We start from the raw sequence: 20163 nt of genomic DNA, 5'->3' as shown, positions 1-20163 counted from the left end.
TCGGCGTAGGCCTCGGCGGTCTCGCGCTGCTGGGTGGTCTCGCGCTGGGCGAGGGCCCGCAGTTCGCCGGCGGCCTGCTCGGCCTCGGCCCGCACCTCGGCGGCGTGGGCGGCGGCGGTCTCGCGGAGCTCGGCGGCGGCCTGCTCGGCCTGGGTACGGGCGGCCTTGGCGGCGGCCAGCTGGTCGGCGGTCTCCTCGCGCTCGCGGCGCAGCCCGGTGGCCGCGTCCTCGCGCTCGCGGCGGCTCTCCTCGCGCAGTGCGTCGGCGGCGGCCTCGGCCTCGGCCCGGGCCCGGGCGGCCTCCGTGTCGGCCTCGGCGCGCACCCGTTCGGCGTCGGCGACCGCGGCGTCCCGCACGGCGTTCGCCCCGGCCTGCGCCTCGGCGGTCACGGCCTCTGCGGCGGCGTTCGCCTCAGCCCGGACCCGCTGGTCGAACTCGGTTGCCTCACGCCGGAGTTCGGCGGTCTCGCGCTCGGCGGCGGCGCGGTTCTCGGCGGCCGCGGCCTTGGCGGCGGAGAGCGCGTCCTGGCCCTGCTGCTCGGCGGCGGCGGTGATCTTGGCGGCCTCGGTGCGGGCCCGGGTCAGGGTCTGCTCGGCCCGGCCCTGGGTCTCGGCGGCCTGCTCCTGGGCCTGCTCGCGCAGCCGCTCGATCTCGCCGGCCGCGCCCGCGCGCAGCTCGTCCGCGTCGGCCTCGGCCTTGGTGAGCAGTTCCTCGGCGTTCTTCGCCGACTCCTCGATCTGCAGCACCGCCTGACGGCGGGCCTCGCCGCGGACCCGCTCGGCCTCCGCGGCGGCCTGGGAGCGCAGCTCCTCGGCCTCGGCGCGCAGCCGGGCGGCCTCGTCCTGCATCTGCTCGATCCGCTCGCGGATCGCGGCGGCGTCGTCCAGTGCGGCGTTCTGGGCCTGCTCCACGGCGGCCTGGGCCTGCTCGCGCAGGCGCTGCGCCTCGGCGGCGGCCTCGGTGCGGATCCGTTCGGCCTCGGCGGAGGCCGCGTTCCGGGCGGTCTCGGCGTCCTGGTTGGCGCGGCCGAGCACCTCCTCGGCGGTCTTGGCGGCCTTGGCGAGGTGGACGGTGGCGTCCTTGGCCCCGGCCGCCCGGCCCTCCTCCTCGGCCTCGCTGCGCAGTCGCTGCGCCTCGGCGTGGGCCTGGGCCCGCAGCTCGGCGACGTCCCGCTCGGCCCGGGCGCGCAGCTCCGCGATCGCGGCCTCGGCCTCGGCGCGCAGCTCGGAGGCGACCGACTCGGCGGTGGCCCGCAGTCGCTCGCTCTCCTCGGCGGCGGCGGCCTTGGCGGCGTCGGCCTCGGCCTGCTTGGTGGACGCCGCGGACCGCACCTGCTCGGCCTCGGCGCGGATCGCGTCGGCTTCCTTGGTGGCCTGGGCCACCATCCGGGCGACCTCGGCCCGGGCGGTCTGCGACCGCTGTTCGTTGGCGGCCTCGCCGTCGGCGACCTTGCGCACGGCGGCGGCCTCGGCGTCGGCCTGGAGCTGTTCGGCGGCCTGCTCGGCCTGGGCCCGCAGGGCGGCGGCCTCGTGTCGGGTGCGCTCCGCCTCGGCGATGGCCTCGGCGCGCAGCCGGTCTATCTCGGCCTTGGCGGCGGACAGCTGCTGCTCGGCCCGGCTCTGCTCGACGGCGGCCTGCGCCTTGAGCTGGTCGATCTCGGCCTTGGCGGCGGCGAGCTGGTGCTCGGCGGCGGCGTGGGCGGCGGCCAGCTGCTGCTGGGCCTCGCCGCGGGCGGCGTCGACGTCGGCGGCGGCCTGGGCACCGGCCTGCTGGGCCTGTTCGGAGGCGGCGCGCAGCAGACGCTCGGCGTCGCTCTGGGCCCGCTGGAGGGCGGCCTCGGCGGCGGCGTGGGCCTCGCCGCGGGCGGCGTCGACGTCGGCGGCGGTCTGGGCGCGGGCCTGGTCGGCGAGCGCGACGGCCTCCGCGCGGGCGGCGGTGACCATCCGCTCGGCCTCGACGCGGGCTTCCTGGAGGAGGCGCTGGGCCTCCTGTTCGGAGCCGGCCCTGGTCTGCTCGGCCCAGCCGTTGACGTGCTGCTCGGCGGACCGGCGCAGCTCGGCGAGCTCGTCCTCCAGCTGGCGGCGGCGGGCGGTGAGCTCGGCCTCCAGACGGGCGGTGCGCTCGGCGGCCTCGGCCATGATCCGCTGGGTGGCGGCCTGGGAGTCGCGCAGCTGGCGCTCGGCGTCGGCACGCATCTGCTGGGCCTGCATCTCGGCCGTGCGGAGCATCTGCTCGGCCTGGCCGGAGACGGCGTCGAAGGCGCGCGGCTGGGCGAGCATGCGACGGGACTCGTGCAGTTTCGCCCGGAGCACCTCCACCTGGTAGGCGAGGTCCTCGGCATGCTCGACTGCCTTGTCCCGCTCCTTCCGAGTCCGACCCATCTCGGCCTCGAACTGGGAGAGGTGATCGTCAGCCTCGTAGCGGTCGTTGCCCCGCACTCCGCGGTCCCATCCATCTCCTGGTCGCGTCCTCGACCCGGCCGGTTCCGGGCTCCCGATTCCCGGGGTCCGGTCCGACTGGTCCTTGCATCCGCAGCACGTGGACGACCCCACGCCAATCCGGGGCCGCCCGCCGCGGTCGTCGGAGTCCGGGGCGTGGAAGCGCGGGGGTACCGCGTTCCCCCGTCCGGGTGGACTCCTGGGCGAACTCTTGCCTTGTGGAGAATGGTGACAGATCCGTCTTGCGACTGTTCAGCCGTGCCCGCGTAATGGACTCCCCTTGCGACCGGCCTGCCGCCGGCGGGCGGACGGGCCTGTCTTCGGCCGTGCCCGTCCCCTCCGTCCCCCGGAGTCTTCGCGCACCTGGGCATTGTAGTGGGAGCGGACGGCGGGGGAATGGCCGCAGGGGGGTTTTCCGGCTGTTCCGCCCAGGTTACTGACGGGTCATGGCCGACGGACCGTCGGGTGCCGCCGGAGCGTGCGGCACCCTGGGGCCGGTCCGGCGGACGATCAGTGCTCGTCGTGGGCGTTCCGGGCGGACGTCACCAGCTCCGTCAGCACGCCGCCGCAGTCCTTCGGGTGCAGGAAGGTGATCCGGGAGCCCATCGAGCCGATCCGCGGCTCGTCGTAGAGGACCCGCACGCCCTTGCCGCGGATGGCCTCGGCGTCGCCGTCCACGTCGGCGGTGCCGAACGCGATGTGGTGCACGCCCTCGCCGTTCTTCTCCAGCCACTTGGCGACGGTGGAGTCGGGCCGGGTGGGCTCCAGCAGCTGGAGGTAGGAGGCACCGCCGTCGTCGGTCCCGTTGATCCGCAGCATGGCCTCGCGGACGCCCTGCTCCTCGTTGACCTCGGAGTGGAAGACCTCGAAGCCGTAGGTGGCGCGGTAGAACTCGACCGTCTTGTCGAGGTCTCGGCAGGCGATGCCGATGTGGTCGATTCGGGTCAGCACGGCGACCTCCGGGTGGTTGGGGACAAGGGTGGCACCAAGTGCAGCGCATGGCCCGCGACCGACGCCAGTGCCGGACGTGCGAGCCTGCTCACACGCGGCGGGGTTCACCCGGACCGCGTCGGCACGGTGTTGACTGGAGGGTGCCAGTGCGCTCGATCACACCGTCGCTCCGGTGACGGGCGGGTAACAGGTCAGTACATTGAGCGCATCCTCACCTGGCCACGACGTGCGAAGGGGCCCGTCCCATGACCAACACCACCTCTGTGATCGTTGCCGGTGCTCGGACCCCGATGGGTCGCCTGCTCGGCTCCCTCAAGGGTTTCTCCGGTGCCGACCTCGGCGGCGTCGCCATCAAGGCCGCGCTGGAGCGGTCCGGCATCACGGGTGACCAGGTCCAGTACGTGATCATGGGCCAGGTGCTGCAGGCCGGCGCCGGCCAGATCCCGGCCCGCCAGGCCGCCGTCAAGGCCGGCATCCCGATGAACGTCCCGGCGCTGACCATCAACAAGGTCTGCCTCTCCGGCCTGGACGCCATCGCGCTGGCCGACCAGCTGATCCGCGCCGGCGAGTTCGACATCGTCGTGGCCGGCGGCCAGGAGTCGATGACCAACGCCCCGCACCTGCTGCCGAAGTCCCGCGAGGGCTTCAAGTACGGCGCGATCGAGATGCTGGACGCCATGGCGTACGACGGCCTCACCGACGCCTACGAGAACATCCCGATGGGCGAGTCCACCGAGAAGCACAACACCCGCCTGGGCATCCCGCGCGAGGTGCAGGACGAGATCGCCGCCGCCTCGCACCAGCGGGCCGCCAAGGCGCAGGCCGACGGCGTCTTCGACGCCGAGATCGTCCCGGTCGCCATCCCGCAGCGCAAGGGCGAGCCGGTGCTGTTCAGCCAGGACGAGGGCATCCGCGCGGACACCACCGTCGAGGGCCTGGCCAAGCTGCGCCCGGCGTTCACCAAGGACGGCACGATCACCGCCGGCACCGCCTCGCAGATCTCCGACGGCGCCGCCGCGGTGGTCGTGATGAGCAAGGCCAAGGCCGAGGAGCTGGGCCTGACCTGGATCGCCGAGATCGGCGCGCACGGCAACGTGGCCGGCCCGGACAACTCGCTGCAGTCGCAGCCGTCCAACGCGATCAAGCACGCGCTGGCCAAGGAGGGCCTGGAGGTCGCCGACCTCGACCTGATCGAGATCAACGAGGCGTTCGCGGCCGTCGCCCACCAGTCGATGAAGGACCTGGGCGTCTCCTCGGACATCGTCAACGTCAACGGCGGCGCGATCGCGCTCGGCCACCCGATCGGCATGTCCGGCGCCCGCGTGGTGCTGACCCTGGCGCTGGAGCTGCAGCGCCGCGGCGGCGGGGTGGGCGCGGCCGCGCTGTGCGGCGGCGGTGGCCAGGGTGACGCGCTCATCGTGCGCGTCCCGAAGGCCTGATCAGCTGATCTGATCTTCGGGGCTGCGGACCGCCACAAGCGGTCCGCAGCCCCTTCGGCATACGACGACATCCGCGCAAGGAGACCCTGATGATCGATGTCGCCACGCTGGTCGAGCAGGCCCGGGAGGGCCGGCCGCGGGCCGTCGCCCGACTGATCACGCTAGTCGAGAACGCCGCGCCGCAGCTGCGGGAGGCGATGGCCGCGCTCGCGCCGTACACCGGCCAGGCCTACACCGTCGGCCTGACCGGCTCGCCGGGGGTCGGCAAGTCCACCTCCACCTCGGCCCTGGTCTCCGCCTACCGGCGGCTCGGCAAGCGGGTCGGGGTCCTGGCCGTCGACCCGTCCTCGCCGTTCTCCGGCGGCGCACTGCTGGGCGACCGCGTCCGGATGCAGGACCACGCCACCGACCCCGAGGTGTTCATCCGCTCGATGGCCACCCGCGGCCACCTCGGCGGGCTCTCCTGGACGGCACCCCAGGCGCTGCGGGTGCTGGACGCGGCCGGCTGCGAGGTGATCCTGGTCGAGACCGTCGGCGTCGGCCAGTCCGAGGTCGAGATCGCCGCCCAGGCCGACACCACCGTGGTGCTGCTGGCCCCCGGGATGGGCGACGGCATCCAGGCCGCCAAGGCCGGGATCCTGGAGATCGGCGACGTCTTCGTGGTCAACAAGGCCGACCGGGACGGCGCCGACGCCACCGCCCGGGAGCTCAACCACATGCTGGGCCTCGGCGAGGCCCGCGAGGCGGGGGACTGGCGCCCGCCGATCGTGAAGACCGTCGCGGCCCGCGGCGAGGGCGTGGACGAGGTCGTCGAGGCGCTGGAGAAGCACCGCGCCTGGCTGGAGGAGCACGGCGAGCTCGCGGTGCGCCGCCGCCGCCGGGCCGCCGAGGAGATCGAGGCGATCGCGCTCGCCGAGCTGCGCGCCCGGATCGGCGACCTCCGCGGGGACCGTCACCTGGCGGCGCTGGCCGAGCGGGTCGCCGCCGGCGAGCTGGACCCGTACGGCGCCGCCGACGAACTCGTCGCCGGCCTGACCACGAGCTGACCGCCGGTCCTCCTGCGCAGGAAGTCGGTGTGGCCGACTTCCTGCGCAGGAGGTGCCGAGGGGTCCCCGGAATGCGGGCCGCCCCGCCGCGAGGGTGGTCGCGGCGGGGCGGGGGAGTGCGAGCGCGGCTAGCCGCGGCCGCGGAGGCCGCGGAGGTGGTCGGCGATCGGCGCGAGGGCGTCGAACATGGCGTCCAGCTGCTCCGGGGTGAAGCGGTCGATGAAGTGCGCCCGGACGCTGCGCACGTGGTCCGGCGCGACGCGCTGCATGGTCTCCCAGCCCTGCTCGGTGAGGTGGGCGTAGAGGCCGCGGCGGTCACCGGGGCACTCCTGGCGGAGCACCAGGCCGGCGTTCTCCATCCGGGTGATCTGGTGGGAGAGCCGGCTCTTCGACTGCAGGGTGGCCGTCGCGAGGTCGGTCATCCGCATCCGGCGGTCCGGGGCCTCGGAGAGCACGACCAGGATCTCGTAGTCGTTGATCGCCAGGTTGTGGGGCTGGAGCTCGCGGCTGAGCTGGTACTCCAGCAGCTTGGAGACCTCCAGATGGGCGCGCCACATCCGCTGCTCCCTGACGGTCAGCCAGGGAGTCTCCTCCTCGGGCTGCGACGGAGGGTTGTCCGCAGTGTCGATCGTGTGCGTATCCATGGCACCCAGCATACCTGATTTAGTTCAATCTTGTACGAGTTTACAGGCCGAAACGTCGGCCGAGTTCGCCCAGGTTACCCAGCCCCGGCAGGTTGGGATTGCCGCCGCCGTGACCGGCCGAACCCGGCTGCGACGGCACCCCGCCCATCGGGACGCCCGCCTCGGCGCCGACCTGGCCGACCGACCGCTCGGCCATCAGCTTCTCGCTGGACTGCAGCAGCACCTGCCCGGCGCCGATGAACTCGAACTGGTGCTCCTCGCCGGAGGCGCCGCCGATGCCGGTCAGCCGCCGGATGCCGCCGATCAGCCCGTGCATGTAGTCGTGGTCGTAGTGGTGGCACGGCGCCGGGCAGTCCGCCCAGCCGACCAGGGCCTGCGGGTCCACCCGGAGCGGCGGTTCGACGAAGTGCACCGGCCCGTTGGAGGCGGCGACGAAGCGGCCGGTGCCGATCAGGGTCAGGAAGCCCGGGATGATCGACTGCTTGAGCCGCAGCGTCGGGTCGAAGGCGAGCAGGTTGCCGGAGCGGACGGTCAGGTTGCCGTCCTCCAGGTCGTACGAGTTGAGGTCGAACGCCCGGTCGGCCAGCAGCAGCTTGCCGCGGCCCTCGGCGACCACCCAGTCCGCCGCGTGCATCGGCGAGTTGAAGTGCTGCCCGAGCATCCGGTCGATCATCCCGGCGCCGACGCCCTTGAAGGTGATGTCGCCGTAGTAGGCGACCATCTTGCCCTTCTGCAGGAAGTAGGACCCGTTCAGCTCAACCGAGAAGGCGTACGGGTTGACGTTGTCGTTGACCGGCAGGCTGTGCACGTCGTGCACCACCGGGCCGGTGCCGCCCTGGGCGGTCGGCAGCGGAGCGATCGGGCCGCCGAACTGCTCCTGGGCGTAAGCCTGTTGGGGCTGCTGCGCGGGCGGCTGGGCGTACTGCTGCGGCTGCCCGGGCGGAGGCGTCTGGTACCCGCCCTGCGACGGGTGGCCGCCCTGCTGGGGGTACCCGCCCTGCTGCGGGTGGCCGCCCTGCGACGGGTACCCGCCCTGTTGCGGGTAGCCCTGCTGCGGGCCGTGGTTCGGCGGGGGCGGCGGCACGACGAAGCCGGGCTGGGTCGGCTGGTCGTGCGGCGACCCGTACGGGGGCTGCGGCGGGTAGGACATCAGAGCTTCTCCTCGCTCGCCTGGACGTACACCGTGCCCTGGCCGGACAGCTCCAGCTGGAACGCCTCGCCCGAGCCGCGGCCGATCATGTCGCGCCAGCCGATCGCGGTGGACAGCTTGTTGCGCACGTCGCCGCGGTGCGCCACGTACGCCTGCGGGTCGACGTGCACCGACTGGCCGGGGACGATCGGCAGCTCGAAGACGCCGCCGTGCGCCATCACCGCGACGGAGCCGTTGCCCTCCAGCTTGGTGGTGAACAGGCCCTGGCCGGTGACCTGGCCGCGGACCATGCCCATCACCCCGCCCTGCGAGCCCATGAACATGGTGGACTGCCGCAGCGTGCCCTCGAGGGCGAGCAGCCGGTCCGCCTCGACGTACAGGGTGTCGCCGAACAGGTCGATCACGTGGACGTGGTGGCCGCCGTGGCCGAACATGACCCGGCCCTGGCCCTCGACGGTCATCAGCGGGGTGTCCTCGTTGGCCACCCGGCGGCCGATCATCGACATCACGCCGCCCTGCCCGCCGGTGATGTTCGGCGTGAAGCGGACGTCGCCGCTGTAGGCGAGCATCGCGCCACGCTGGCTGAACAGCCGCTGGCCGGGCACCACCTGGGCCTCGACCATCTTTCCGTTGATCTTCGTGAAGCCCATCAGACGTCACCCCCGATGGTGATCTTCTCGGAGGGCTGCACGTACACCAGGCCGTCGCCGGTGAACTCGACCTGGACGGCCTCGCCGCCGCCCTCGCCGATGACCGTGGTCCAGCCCGCGCCCGACTTCAGGCTGCGGTGCAGGTTGCCGGTGTGCGCCACGTACGCGCCCGGGTCCACCCGCAGCGGCATGCCCTTGTCGACCCGCAGGATGAGGGCGGGCCCGTTGGAGGTGACGGCGGCCCAGCCGTGCCCCTCCACCTTGGTGGTGAAGAGGCCGTTGCCGGAGGACATGCCGTTCAGGCCGGTGAAGCTGGTGCCGGTGTGCAGGGAGGATTCCGTGCAGAGCAGGTTGTCCGCCTCGACGTAGAGCGTCTCGCCGTTCAGCCGGACCAGGTTGATCTCGGCGGCCTTGTCGGCGAAGTAGCAGGTGCCCTGGCCCTTCACCTCCATGACCGTCATCTTCTCGCCGGTCAGCCGGCGGGCGACCATGCCGCGTAGGCCGTCCCCGCCGCCGGTCAGCTTCTTGAAGGTCATCTGCCCGGTGTAGGCGACCATGGAGCCGTGTCGGGCCTTGACGGCGTCCCCGCCCATGTCGACGGCGAGCACTCGCGATCCCTGGAGTCTGAACTGTGCCACGGCCGCAATCTAGCCGGTGCGGCCGTGGCGCGGGGAGAGTGCGGGGCGCAACTGGTACGGGGCTGCGACAAATGCGCCGGTCAGCTCCGTGCGTGCGCCCCGTGTCCGGGGTGCGGGATCGCGCCGGCTGCCTGCTCGACCTCCAGCAGCGAGGCCGAGTGGCGCTCGGCCTCGAAGGCCACCACGCCGCCGCGCAGTCCGAACAGGCGCTTGGAGAGCATGATCCAGAGGACCGCCGCGATGTTGAGCACCAGGGTGCAGATCTTCACCGCGCTCACGTGGTGGCTCAGCTCGTAGCCCTCCAGCGGCAGGAAGGCCGCGGTGGCGACCACCGTCAGGTACTCGGCCCAGCGCTTGTTCAGCCAGAGGCCGACCGCTTCGACGATCTCGATCAGGGCGTAGGCCACCAGCGCGCCCGCGACGATCAGCAGGGTGCTCTTCTTGAAGTCGAAGGTCTTGCGGATCGTCTCGACGATCGGGGCGTGTTCGAGGTCCCAGTGGAAGTGGTCGGTGACGGGCCGGAAGACCGTCAGGTTCTCGTCGAAGATCCGGTGCACCGCGTCCTGGCTGTTGGAGAACTTCCACACGGCCCAGGCGACCACGATGATCAGCAGCCCGCGCAGCACCCGCTCGACGGCGAGGAAGCGCAGGATGAAGAGGTCCCGCAGCGCCTTGCCGCGCGGCACCAGCGGCGCGTCCCCGGCGGGCCCGGAGCCGTGCGGGGCGCCCAGTGCGAAGTCGCCGCAGCGCAGGCAGCGCCAGGCGTCGCCGAGGGCGGTGGCGGCGTGCAGCCGGGACGCCAGCTCGGGCTCGGTGGGCGCGTAGGTGATGTGGCCGCGCTTGGCGCAGGTCCTGCGGTCCCAGTCGCGCTTGAACATGTGGTGACTACCCCCGTGGCGTGATGCTTCCGGCGCCCGGATCGGTGGGCGCGCGGGCAGCAGGATAGGGGTTCCCGGTGACGGGCCGTCGCGCTCGGTCGTGTTCCGGCACACAGCTGTGACAGGGACGGGACCGCGGGGGCGGCGGCGCCGCGCGCGGGTGCTGTGAGATCGGGCACGGAGCCCACCCCCGGCAGGGGCGTCGGACGTGTGCTCGGTGATAATGACCGGAAGGCTTGTGAGTCGCTTCACAAGCGCGCCCGCGCCTCCGACCCCCGTATTGAGGTACCCAACGTGAACAGCAGCGCCGTCCACCGCCTGCGCCTGGTCTCCGGCCCCGAAGGGGTCTCGTTCATCCTGCTGCTGATCTGCTCGGTGCTGAAGCGGACCACCTCGTTCGACGCTGTCCCGGTGATGGGCATGGTCCACGGGGTCCTGTTCATCCTGTACGTGGTCTTCTGGATCCAGGCCTGGCAGACGCAGAAGTGGGACGCCAAGCGCGGCGTCCTGCTGTTCGTCCTCGCGGTGCTGCCCACCGGCGGCTTCCTCGCCGAGCGGATGCTCGGCCGGGAGGAGCGCGGCGAGCTGAAGCCCGCCACCGCCTGATCCCCGCCCGGCGCCCGGGTCCCGCCACCGTCCGGGGGGTCCCGCCCCCGTTCGGGTCCCGCCTCCGTTCGGGTCCCGCCACCGCTCGACACCGGACCGATCCGCGGCGCGGACGGTCGACAGGCTGCCACGGCCTCCTCTCCCAAAGGGCCGCGGCAGCCTGTCGCCGTTTCTTACCGGGGGTGGCTCGTGCCGGAGCGGACGGCTAGTTGACGTTCACCGCGCTCCAGGCCGCCGCGACCGTCTTGTACTCGGTGCTGGTCGCGCCGTACAGGTCGGTGGCGGCCTTCAGGGTCGCCGTGCGGGCGGCCTTGTAGTTGGTGGTGGAGGTCATGTAGACGGTCAGCGCGCGGTACCAGACGGCCGCCGCCTTGGTCCGGCCGATGCCGGTCACCGTCGAGCCGTTGGAGGTCGGGCTGTTGTAGCTGACCCCGTTGATCACCTTGGCGCCGCTGCCCTCGGCCAGCAGGAAGAAGAAGTGGTTGGCGACGCCGGAGGAGTAGTGGACGTCCTTGTTGCCGACGGTGGACGACCAGTAGTCGGCCGACGCGCCGTCCTTGGAGGGCTTGTCCATGTAGCGCAGCGGGGTGCCGTTGCCGTTGATGTTGAGCTTCTCGCCGATCAGGTAGTCCGGCGGGTCGGCGGGCAGGTTGGCGGACCACTCGACCATGGTGCCGAAGATGTCCGAGGTGGCCTCGTTGAGGCCGCCGGACTCGCCCGAGTAGTTCAGGCCGGCGGTGGCCGAGGTGACGCCGTGGCTCATCTCGTGGCCGGAGACGTCGATGGCGGTCAGCGGGTGGGTGTTGCCGGAGCCGTCGCCGTAGGTCATGCAGAAGCAGGAGTCGTCCCAGAAGGCGTTGACGTAGTTGGTGCTGTAGTGGACCCGGCTCGCCGCGCCGACGCCGTTGTTCTTGATGCCGCTGCGGCCGAAGGTGTTCTTGTAGTAGTCCCAGGTGGCCGCGGCGCCGAACTGGGCGTCCACCGCGGCGGATTCACGGTTGGACGGCGAGCCGTTGCCCCAGGAGTTGGTGGTGTTGGTGAACAGCGTGCCGCTGCCCGAGGTGCCGCCCTTGAGGTCGGTGGTCGACTGGTTGCCCCGGGAGGCGTCCTTGAGCTGGTAGTTGGAGCCGCTCTGGGTGGTGGTCAGCGTGACGGTGCCGACGTTGACGCCCTTGCCGGTGCCGGTCGCGGTCTGCACGTGCTCCTGGCTGGAGAGCACCTGGCCGGTGGCGGCGTCGGTGACGACGTCCTGGCGGCTCGGGGTGCCGTCCGCCCGCTCGCCCGTGACCACCGTGCGGTGGGCCAGGCGCGGGGCGCCGTCGGCCGCCCAGACGACCAGCTCGGTCGCGCCGGCGCCGTCGACCTTGCTGAGCGCCGCCTCGTCCGCGTCGGCGGCGATGCCGACCGTGGCGCGCACCGCGGCGGTGGCCCGCTCGGCCGCCTGGCCCGCGGCGACGGCCGGGGTCAGGGTGGGCACGGACAGCCGGCCGGCGAAGGCGCGGTCGACCGAGCCCACCGAGCCGTCGGCCTTCTGGTGGACGACCAGGTCGCCGCCGAGCACCGGCAGGCCGGCGTAGGTCCGCTCGTACCGGAGGTGGCGGGTGCCGTCCCGGTCCACCACGACGTCCTTGGGGACCAGCTTCTCCTGGCCGCCGAGGGCGAGGGCCTGCGCGACCGGGGCGCTCTGCCCGGCGGCGAACGCGAGCAGCGCGGACTGCTGCTGCTCCGGCGCGGGGGCGGCGGCCTGGGCGGGGACGGCGGCGATCTGGACGACGCCGGCCAGCAGGGCGGTGGCGGAGAGTACGGCTCCGACGGTCAGCTTTCGCTTCATGGACGGGGGTTCCTTCCACGAGACCCGCGGGTGCGTGCGGGTGCGCCGCGTACCGGGGCGCCGGGGTTGGCACCGTTGGGGCGGTAGGGCGCGGACGTGCCGTTCCCGTGCGGTTCCTGACGCTCCGCCGATGGGTGGGGGTGGCGGAGGTCGGACGGGACGTGGTCAGAAGCATGACAATTTCGGGCCGGAATGGACAGGCCGCGTCCGGGGATTGGCCAGGAATCGCCAGTCCCGGTACGGATGGTTCGGTTGCTGCCCGTTGCCCGGTATGCCGCGTTCGCCCCCCCTGGCGGGACTCCGCCAGCCGGGCGACCTTGACAGCCGGACGGCCCCGAAGCAGCAGTTCCGGATGAACGGCCCGAACGAACGCCCCTGAACGAACGCCCCCGAACCGGCAGCCCCGAACCGGCAGCCCCGAACGGGCGGACGCCCGGGGCCTGCCCTCCCTCCGAGGGGCCCCGGGCGTCCGGATCGCTTGCGCCGTGGGTCAGTTGACGTTGACGGCGGTCCAGGTCGCGGCGACGGCGCTGTACTCGGCGCTGCTCGCGCCGTACAGGTCCGCAGCGGCCTTCAGGGTGCCGGTGCGGGCCCCCGCGTAGTTGGTGGTGGAGGTGAAGTAGGTGGTCAGCGCGCGGTACCAGATCTGCGCGGCCTTGTCCCGGCCGATGCCCGCGAGGGTGGAGTTGTTGTAGGTCGGGCTGTTGTAGCTGACGCCGTTGACGGTCTTGGCGCCGCTGCCCTCGGCGAGCAGGTAGAAGAAGTGGTTGGCGACGCCGGAGGAGTAGTGGACGTCCTTGCTGCCGACGCTGGAGGACCAGTAGTCGGCCGAGGCGCCGTCCTTGGAGGGCTGGTCCATGTAGCGCAGCGGCTTGCCGTCGCCGTTGATGTTGATCAGCTCGCCGATGAGGTAGTCCGGCTTGTCGGCGGCCAGGTTGGCGTAGAACTCGACCATGGTGCCGAAGATGTCCGAGGTGGCCTCGTTGAGGCCGCCGGACTCGCCCGAGTAGTTCAGGTTGGCGGTGGCGGAGGTGACGCCGTGGCTCATCTCGTGGCCGGCCACGTCGAGTTCGGTCAGCGGGTGGGTGTTGCTCGTGCCGTCGCCGTAGGTCATGCAGAAGCAGCTGTCGTCCCAGAACGCGTTGACGTAGTTGCGGCCGTAGTGGACCCGGCTCGCGGCGCCGACGCCGTCGTTCTTGATGCCGTTGCGGCCGAAGGTGTTCTTGTAGAAGTCCCAGGTGGCGGCCGCGCCGAACTGGGCGTCCACCGCGGCGGACTCCGCGTTGGAGGCCAGGCCGTTGCCGAAGCTGTCGGTGGTGTTGGCGACCAGGGTGCCGGAGCCGGACGTCTTGCTCTTCAGGGTGTAGGTGGCCTGCCCGCCGCGGGTCGCGTCCTTGAGCTGGTAGGAGGAGCCGCTCTGGGTGGTGGTCAGCGGGACGGTGCCCACGAAGACGCCCTTGCCGGTGCCGGCGGCGGTCTGCACCTCCTCGTGGGTGGAGAGCACCTGGCCACTGGCCGCGTCGGTGACCAGCAGCTGACGGCTCGGGGTGCCGTCGGCGCGCTCGCCCTCGACGGTGGTGCGGTACGCCAGGCGCGGGTTGCCGTCGGTGGCCCAGACCACCAGCTCGGCCTTGCCGGTCTGGTGCACCGCCGTCAGCGGCGCCTCGTCCGCGTCGGCGGTGATGCCGACGGTGGACTGCACGGCGCCGGTCGCCTGGGCGGCGGCCTTGTCGGCGGGGATCTGCGGGGTGAGGCTCGGCAGGGCGATGGTCGCACCGGTGGCCTTGTCCACGGAGGTGGTCGAGCCGTCCGCCTTCTGGTGCACCACCAGGTCACCGCCCAGGACCGGGAGGCCGGCGAAGGTGCGCTCGTAACGGAAGTGACGGGTGCCGTCGGCGTCCACCACGGCGTCCTTGGCCACCAGCTGCTCCTGGCCGCCCAGGGCCAGGGCGTGCGCCACCTTGCCCGCCTGGCCGTTCGCCAGGGCGATCAGGTCGGCGCGCTGTCCGGCCCGGGAGTGCGGGGCGGGGTCCGCCACGGCCACGGTGCTGACCTGGACGACGCCGGTGAGCAGAGCGGTGGCGGAGAGTACGGCGACTGCGGCGAGCTTTCGCTTCACGGACGAGTCCTTCCGGGAAACCGCGTGTGGGCGCGGTCGCGCCGCGTCCCGGGGGCCGGGGTCGGCACCTGAGGGGCGGGACGGGCACTGACGTTCAGGGCCCCGAGCGGTCGAGCGGCCGGCCACCGGGGGTGGGGGTGGTGGAGGGCCGTACGGGGTTGGCGGAAAGCATGACAATCGAGCAAAACAAATGACAGGTCTTGCTCATGAATTGGCCAAGTCCCGCCAGGGGGAAGGATTGTGAACGAGCGGACAAAAGGAACGGATCACCCCTCCGTTCGACGGGTTACCGCCCGAACGGAGGCCTGTTGGAGCGGTGTTGGCGCGATCAGTGGCCAACCCCGGTGCGCCGTACGTCCGTTGCAGTCCGTTCACACCGGTGTAATGTCCTGGTATGGACCTGGCCGTCCGATTGGCGGGATCCCGCCACACGTTGCGCTTGTCCACCATCAGGACAGCTGGTAGCACCCTTACCGTCCGCCGGTACGGTAAGGAGGTGGCCAAGCCCCTCGCACTCGACTTCGACCCGATCGCCCGCGCCGACGAGCTGTGGACCCGCCGCTGGGGCGGAGTCCCCTCGATGGCGGCGATCACCTCGATCATGCGCGCCCACCAGATCCTGCTCTCCCGGGTGGACGCGGTGCTCAAGCCGTACGGGCTGACCTTCGCCCGCTACGAGGCGCTGGTGCTGCTGACCTTCAGCCGGACCGGCGAGCTATCGCTCTCCAAGATCGGCGAGCGGCTCATGGTCCACCCGACCAGCGTGACCAACACCGTCGACCGCCTGGAGCGGGCCGGCCTGGTCGCCCGCCGCCCGAACCCGCTGGACGGCCGCGGCGTGCTGGCCGCGATCACCGGGCGCGGCCGGGAGGCGGTCGAGGAGGCCACCCGGGAGCTCATGGCGATGGAGTTCGGGCTGGAGGAGTACGGCCCCGAGCAGTGCCGCCAGGTGTTCGACCTGCTGAAGCCGCTGCGGATCGCGGCCGGTGACTTCTCCGAGCCCGACGAGGGGGCTGCGCAGGCGGAGGCGTGAGGACGGCTACCCTCGTGGGAGCGGTGCGCGGATCCGGGCGTACCGGCGGAAACTGCCGAGCGAGGCGAGGAAGAGTATGAAGGCGACCCCCCTGCTGGGCTGGTACCGGGCCCTGGCCATTGCGACCGGTGTGGCACTGCTGGTGTTCTGCGGTTTCATGGTCGCGAAGTACGGCTTCAGCACGGCCGAGGACGTGACCACGTACGTCGCGATGCTGCACGGCTACCTGTACATCGGGTACTTCGTGGTGACCTTCCTGCTCGGGCAGAAGCTGAAGTGGCCGCTCGGCCGGCTGGTGCTGACCCTGGCGGCGGGCTGCATCCCGTTCCTCTCCTTCGTCTTCGAGCGCAAGGTGGCCCGCGAGGCCGCCGAGAAGCTGCCGGCGGGCACCGGTGCCCGCCAGCCGGCCGGCGTCTGAGCCGACCGGCCGCCCGGGAGTCCGCGCGGCGGTCCGCCGCCCGGGAGCCCGTACGAGGGCCCCTTCCCCACCGCGGGGGAGGGGCCCTCGGCGTTCCCGGACCCGTCCGGCCCGCCCCGCCGGCCCGGTCGGCTCCACCCGCCGGTCCGGCCGCCCCCGCCCGCCTACCCGGTCGGTTCCACCCGCCGGCCCTTTCGGGGGTGTCGTCCGTCGACAAGTACTAGGACGTCCGAGTAAATTAGTAGGACGTCCTAATAGCTGTGCCGCCCGTCGCCGTGGCGGCCGTACGGAGCGGAGTTCGGGGTCATGGACGCCGAGGAGATCGAGCGCGGACGGCAGCGCTGGCAGCAGCGGTACGACAAGGCCCGCAAGCGGGACGCGGACTTCACCACCCTCTCCGGGGACGAGGTCGAGCCGGTCTACGGCCCGCCCGCCGGGCAGGCCTACGAGGGCTTCGAGCGGATCGGCTGGCCGGGCGAGTACCCGTACACCCGCGGCCTGCACCCGACCGGCTACCGGGGCCGCACCTGGACCATCCGCCAGTTCGCCGGCTTCGGCAACGCGCAGCAGACCAACGAGCGCTACCGGATGATCCTGGACGCGGGCGGCGGCGGCCTCTCGGTCGCCTTCGACATGCCCACCCTGATGGGCTACGACTCCGACGACCCCAAGTCGCTGGGCGAGGTCGGCCACTGCGGCGTGGCCATCGACTCGGCCGCCGACATGGAGGTGCTGTTCAAGGACATCCCGCTCGGCGGGGTCACCACCTCGATGACGATCAGCGGCCCGGCCGTCCCGATCTTCTGCATGTACCTGGTCGCCGCCGAGCGCCAGGGCGTCGACCCGGCGGTGCTCAACGGCACCCTGCAGACGGACATCTTCAAGGAGTACATCGCGCAGAAGGAGTGGCTCTTCGCCCCCGAGCCGCACCTGCGCCTGATCGGCGACCTGATGGCCTACTGCGCCGAGGGCATCCCCGCGTACAAGCCGCTGTCCGTCTCCGGCTACCACATCCGCGAGGCCGGGGCGACGGCCGCGCAGGAGCTGGCGTACACCCTCGCGGACGGTTTCGGCTACGTCGAGCTGGGCCTGTCCCGGGGCCTGGACGTGGATGTCTTCGCACCCGGCCTGTCCTTCTTCTTCGACGCGCACCTGGACTTCTTCGAGGAGATCGCCAAGTTCCGTGCCGCGCGCCGGATCTGGGCCCGCTGGATGCGCGACCGCTTCGGCGCCAAGACCGACAAGGCGCAGTGGCTGCGCTTCCACACCCAGACCGCCGGCGTCTCGCTCACCGCGCAGCAGCCGTACAACAACGTGGTCCGCACCGCCGTCGAGGCGCTGTCCGCGGTGCTCGGCGGCACCAACTCGCTGCACACCAACGCGCTGGACGAGACCCTGGCGCTGCCTTCCGAGCAGGCCGCCGAGATCGCCCTGCGCACCCAGCAGGTGCTGATGGAGGAGACCGGTGTCGCCAACGTGGCGGACCCGCTGGGCGGTTCCTGGTACGTCGAGGCGCTGACCGACCGGATCGAGCAGCAGGCCGAGGCGATCTTCCAGCGGATCCTGGACAAGGGCAGCGAGGACCACGAGATCGGCCCGATCACCTCCGGCATCCTGCGCGGCATCGAGGAGGGCTGGTTCACCGGCGAGATCGCCGAGGCCGCCTTCCAGTACCAGCAGGGCGTGGAGAAGGGCGAGAAGCGCGTGGTCGGCGTCAACTGCCACCCGCGCAGCGTCACCCCCGAGCTGGAGATCCTGCGGGTCAGCCACGAGGTCGAGCGCGAGCAGGTGCGCGTGCTGGGCGAGCGCAAGGCGGGCCGGGACGACGCGGCCGTGCGGGCCGGGCTGGACGCCATGCTGGCGGCGGCGCGCTCGGGCGAGTCGATGATCCCGCCGATGCTGGACGCGGTGCGCGCCGAGGCGACGCTGGGCGAGATCTGCAACGCGCTGCGGCAGGAGTGGGGCACGTACCAGGAGAACGCGGCGTTCTGACCGGGCCGGCGAACGGCCGCAGGAGCGCGGGAAGCCGCCCGTACGGGGTTCCGTACGGGCGGCTCCGTCGTGCCCTCAGCAGGTGGTGAGCGGGCCCAGCAGCAGGTCGGTGAAGCGGCGGGTCCACTCGGGGGTGATCGGCTCGCCGCTGACCAGGACGCGGTGTTCGACGGTGCCCGCGATGGTGTCGAAGATGATGTCGACCTCCTCGCAGGCGGACCCGGCGTCGGTGTCCGGTTCGAGTTCGCCGCGCGCCTGGGCGGCCGTCCGGCCCTGGCGGACCAGCCGCTTCTGCGGGTCCACGATGGCCTCGCGGATCCGGCGGTGCAGCTGCCGGTCGCGGATGCCCTCGGCGAACAGCGCGAGCAGCGCGGCCTGGGTCTCCGGGCGGGCCAGCAGGTCGGCGAACTGGGCCACCACGGCCTCGATGTCGGCCCGCAGGCTGCCGAGGTCGGGCATCACCAGGTCGTCGAAGAGCGTGGCGACGGCGTCGACGACCAGTTCGTTCTTGGAGGGCCAGCGGCGGTAGAGCGTGGTCTTGGCGACCCCGGCCCGGCTCGCCACGTGGCCCATGGTCAGTCCACCCCAGCCGAGTTCGGCGAGGGCTTCGCGGGTGGCGGCGAGGATGGCGCGGTCGGCGGCGGCGCTGCGCGGGCGGCCCTTGGCCCGGGCGGTGCCGACGGCCTCCTGGGTCGGGTGCGCGGCTTCCGGGGCCGAGCTCGCCGGGTCCGTGCACGTCGGGACCGTGCTCTCCGGGCTCGCGGGGGGCTGGGCGGCCGGCACCGGGCCTCCTTGCGCTTTACTGGTAAGTAACTTGGGTGGGGCAGGTAACGGTAGCGACTGTTGGCCGATTCGGGCAGCCGGGCCACCCGGGAAAGTGGGGCAGGTCACGTCGCCGAACCGCCGGTGGGGCTTGCGGCCGGGGCACCGCCTCCAGTTACGCTACGACTCGTAGCGAAAGAACGGTGACAACCAGGCGCCGCGACCGTGGGACGGGAGCGGCGCGGGCGCGGGTGGGGATCCGCGCCGAACGGTCCAGGCTACCGGGGGGCGGGTACCACGCCCGGGAACCGGCGCAGCGCGCCCCGCGCGAGCCGACTTTCCCGAGGATGGTGCCCGCGAGCAGCGCGGACGGGGGAGGATGGTGCCATGCAGCCACGGAATTCGCGTCCCAACAGCTCCGCCCTGCGCGGCGCGGTCGACCTCGCCGCAGTGAAGGCGGCCGGCGAGGCCGCACAGAAGGCCGAGCAGGCCCGGGCCGAGCGGGCCCGTCAGGCGGCCGCCGCCGAAGCGGCCGGAGTCGCCCCCGCCCAGTCCGCCCTCCAGCTCGTCATCGACGTCACCGAGGACACCTTCGAATCCGACGTCGTCCAGCGCTCCACCGAGGTGCCGGTCGTCATCGACTTCTGGGCCGAGTGGTGCGGCCCCTGCAAGCAGCTCAGCCCGGTCCTGGAGGGCCTGGCCGAGGAGTACGCCGGCCGCTTCGTGCTCGCCAAGATCGACGTGGACTCGAACCAGCTGCTGGCCCAGCAGTTCGGCATCCAGGGCATCCCGGCCGTGATGGCCGTGGTGGCCGGCCAGCTGGTGCCGCTGTTCCAGGGCGCGGAGAGCGCCGCCAACATCCGCAAGATCCTGGACCAGCTGATCCTGGTCGCCGAGCAGCGCTTCGGCGTGGGCGGCGCGGGCGCCCCGGGGGAGGCCCCGGCCGCGGCCCCGGAGCGTCCCGAGGACCCGGCGCTGGCCGCCGCGCACGACGCGCTGGACGCCGGTGACCTGGGCGGCGCCATCCAGGCGTACAAGAACGTGCTGACCGACCAGCCGGGCAACACCGAGGCCAAGCTGGGCCTGGCCCAGGCCGAGCTGCTGCAGCGGATCGAGGGCCTGGACCTGCAGGACGTCCGGACGGCGGCCGCCGCCGAGCCGAAGAACGTCGCGATCCAGCTCCAGGCGGCCGACCTGGACCTGGTCGGCGGCCACGTCGAGGACGCCTTCGGGCGCCTGGTGGACACCGTCGGGCGGACGGCCGGCGAGGACCGGGACACCGCCCGGCTGCGCCTGCTGGAGCTGTTCGAGGTGATCGGGTCGGACGACCCGCGGGTCACCGCGGCCCGTACGGCGCTGGCGCGCGTCCTGTTCTGACCCCGGTCCGGGCCCGTTCCGACGCCGGTTCGGGCCCGTTCCGAGAGCGGTTCGGGTCCGCTCCGAGAGCGGTTCGGGTCCGCTCCGAGGCCGGGTCCGACCCGGCTTCGGCCGGTCGGCTGGCACGGCGGATGACCTGCGGTGTCGCCAGGTGATTTGGCGACAATCCGGTCAACCGGACAGAGGTTTAC

The 20163-nt window shown here is 72.4% G+C and carries 16 protein-coding genes and 1 pseudogene; 7 read left to right on the top strand and 10 right to left on the bottom strand.

The features are described 5' to 3' along the window. Both ACIGG8_RS00085 and mce read right to left on the bottom strand, forming a co-directional pair. Window positions 1-2438 (bottom strand): annotated as a pseudogene (locus ACIGG8_RS00085) (hypothetical protein); the annotation flags it as partial. 510 nt (window positions 2439-2948) lie between these two features. Further along, entirely contained in the window at window positions 2949-3389 is a 441-nt protein-coding gene (gene mce / locus ACIGG8_RS00080) for a methylmalonyl-CoA epimerase (protein WP_350522899.1), read from the bottom strand. Window positions 3390-3634: 245 nt separating this feature from the next. Here mce and ACIGG8_RS00075 point away from each other — a divergent pair, with 245 nt between their 5' ends. Together ACIGG8_RS00075 and meaB are read left to right on the top strand one after the other, a co-directional pair. Beyond that, complete coding sequence (locus ACIGG8_RS00075; RefSeq protein WP_350522898.1) at window positions 3635-4828, top strand: acetyl-CoA C-acetyltransferase; 1194 nt, start codon at window positions 3635-3637, stop codon at window positions 4826-4828. A gap of 89 nt (window positions 4829-4917) precedes the next feature. Then, window positions 4918-5874, top strand: coding sequence for a methylmalonyl Co-A mutase-associated GTPase MeaB (meaB, locus tag ACIGG8_RS00070; RefSeq protein ID WP_350522897.1), 957 nt, complete (start codon window positions 4918-4920; stop codon window positions 5872-5874). Between the two features lie 128 nt (window positions 5875-6002). Here meaB and ACIGG8_RS00065 read toward each other — a convergent pair whose 3' ends face one another. From ACIGG8_RS00065 to ACIGG8_RS00045, 5 genes are all read right to left on the bottom strand, one after another. After that, the gene (locus ACIGG8_RS00065; RefSeq protein WP_350520246.1) at window positions 6003-6518 is read right to left on the bottom strand and encodes a MarR family transcriptional regulator; all 516 of its coding nucleotides are present in this window, start codon (window positions 6516-6518) and stop codon (window positions 6003-6005) included. Between the two features lie 40 nt (window positions 6519-6558). Then, window positions 6559-7368, bottom strand: coding sequence for an AIM24 family protein (locus ACIGG8_RS00060; protein ID WP_350520348.1), 810 nt, complete (start codon window positions 7366-7368; stop codon window positions 6559-6561). Between the two features lie 299 nt (window positions 7369-7667). Continuing rightward, window positions 7668-8318, bottom strand: a complete 651-nt coding sequence (locus ACIGG8_RS00055; protein ID WP_396544304.1) for an AIM24 family protein — start codon at window positions 8316-8318, stop codon at window positions 7668-7670. Next, window positions 8318-8956 (bottom strand): AIM24 family protein, encoded by a 639-nt coding sequence (locus ACIGG8_RS00050; protein WP_350520244.1) that lies wholly within the window; start codon window positions 8954-8956, stop codon window positions 8318-8320. Before ACIGG8_RS00050 ends, ACIGG8_RS00055 begins: the two co-directional genes overlap by 1 nt. 80 nt (window positions 8957-9036) lie before the next feature. Continuing rightward, on the bottom strand, window positions 9037-9834 hold the full coding sequence (locus ACIGG8_RS00045) for a DUF2127 domain-containing protein (RefSeq protein ID WP_350520243.1): 798 nt from the start codon (window positions 9832-9834) through the stop codon (window positions 9037-9039). A gap of 294 nt (window positions 9835-10128) precedes the next feature. On the opposite strand from ACIGG8_RS00045, the gene ACIGG8_RS00040 reads away from it, so the two are divergent. After that, window positions 10129-10440 carry a DUF3817 domain-containing protein gene (locus ACIGG8_RS00040; RefSeq protein ID WP_350520242.1) on the top strand — a complete coding sequence of 104 codons (312 nt, stop codon included), beginning with the start codon at window positions 10129-10131 and terminating at the stop codon, window positions 10438-10440. A gap of 205 nt (window positions 10441-10645) precedes the next feature. On the opposite strand, the gene ACIGG8_RS00035 is transcribed toward ACIGG8_RS00040, so the two are convergent. Together ACIGG8_RS00035 and ACIGG8_RS00030 are read right to left on the bottom strand one after the other, a co-directional pair. Further along, window positions 10646-12271, bottom strand: a complete 1626-nt coding sequence (locus ACIGG8_RS00035; protein ID WP_396544302.1) for a M4 family metallopeptidase — start codon at window positions 12269-12271, stop codon at window positions 10646-10648. A 490-nt stretch (window positions 12272-12761) separates the two neighbouring features. Further along, the gene (locus ACIGG8_RS00030; RefSeq protein WP_396544300.1) at window positions 12762-14390 is read right to left on the bottom strand and encodes a M4 family metallopeptidase; all 1629 of its coding nucleotides are present in this window, start codon (window positions 14388-14390) and stop codon (window positions 12762-12764) included. A 496-nt stretch (window positions 14391-14886) separates the two neighbouring features. Between ACIGG8_RS00030 and ACIGG8_RS00025 the strand changes: the two genes are divergently transcribed. From ACIGG8_RS00025 to ACIGG8_RS00015, 3 genes are all read left to right on the top strand, one after another. Then, window positions 14887-15423, top strand: coding sequence for a MarR family transcriptional regulator (locus ACIGG8_RS00025; RefSeq protein WP_350520239.1), 537 nt, complete (start codon window positions 14887-14889; stop codon window positions 15421-15423). Window positions 15424-15499: 76 nt separating this feature from the next. Beyond that, window positions 15500-15841, top strand: a complete 342-nt coding sequence (locus ACIGG8_RS00020; protein ID WP_350520238.1) for a DUF3817 domain-containing protein — start codon at window positions 15500-15502, stop codon at window positions 15839-15841. A 306-nt stretch (window positions 15842-16147) separates the two neighbouring features. Then, on the top strand, window positions 16148-17833 hold the full coding sequence (locus ACIGG8_RS00015) for a methylmalonyl-CoA mutase family protein (protein WP_350520237.1): 1686 nt from the start codon (window positions 16148-16150) through the stop codon (window positions 17831-17833). 75 nt (window positions 17834-17908) lie between these two features. Here the strand turns inward: ACIGG8_RS00015 and ACIGG8_RS00010 are convergent, their stop codons facing one another. Then, complete coding sequence (locus ACIGG8_RS00010) at window positions 17909-18616, bottom strand: TetR/AcrR family transcriptional regulator (protein ID WP_396544297.1); 708 nt, start codon at window positions 18614-18616, stop codon at window positions 17909-17911. 366 nt (window positions 18617-18982) lie between these two features. On the opposite strand from ACIGG8_RS00010, the gene ACIGG8_RS00005 reads away from it, so the two are divergent. Beyond that, entirely contained in the window at window positions 18983-19972 is a 990-nt protein-coding gene (locus ACIGG8_RS00005; RefSeq protein ID WP_396544295.1) for a tetratricopeptide repeat protein, read from the top strand. Window positions 19973-20163 lie beyond the last annotated feature (191 nt).

This window comes from Kitasatospora sp. NPDC085464, assembly GCF_044541955.1.
GTDB lineage: Bacteria > Actinomycetota > Actinomycetes > Streptomycetales > Streptomycetaceae > Kitasatospora.
The sequence above is the reverse complement of the archived record's forward strand: the minus strand, read 5'-3'. Positions and strand labels throughout refer to the sequence as shown.

Coding starts and splice junctions, on each gene's coding strand:
- ACIGG8_RS00045 (WP_350520243.1), bottom strand. CDS start 9,834: ATGTTCAAGCGCGACTGGGACCGCAGGACCTGCGCCAAGCGCGGCCAC.
- ACIGG8_RS00065 (WP_350520246.1), bottom strand. CDS start 6,518: ATGGATACGCACACGATCGACACTGCGGACAACCCTCCGTCGCAGCCC.
- ACIGG8_RS00055 (WP_396544304.1), bottom strand. CDS start 8,318: ATGGGCTTCACGAAGATCAACGGAAAGATGGTCGAGGCCCAGGTGGTG.
- ACIGG8_RS00005 (WP_396544295.1), top strand. CDS start 18,983: ATGCAGCCACGGAATTCGCGTCCCAACAGCTCCGCCCTGCGCGGCGCG.
- ACIGG8_RS00020 (WP_350520238.1), top strand. CDS start 15,500: ATGAAGGCGACCCCCCTGCTGGGCTGGTACCGGGCCCTGGCCATTGCG.
- ACIGG8_RS00075 (WP_350522898.1), top strand. CDS start 3,635: ATGACCAACACCACCTCTGTGATCGTTGCCGGTGCTCGGACCCCGATG.
- ACIGG8_RS00035 (WP_396544302.1), bottom strand. CDS start 12,271: ATGAAGCGAAAGCTGACCGTCGGAGCCGTACTCTCCGCCACCGCCCTG.
- meaB (WP_350522897.1), top strand. CDS start 4,918: ATGATCGATGTCGCCACGCTGGTCGAGCAGGCCCGGGAGGGCCGGCCG.
- ACIGG8_RS00015 (WP_350520237.1), top strand. CDS start 16,148: ATGGACGCCGAGGAGATCGAGCGCGGACGGCAGCGCTGGCAGCAGCGG.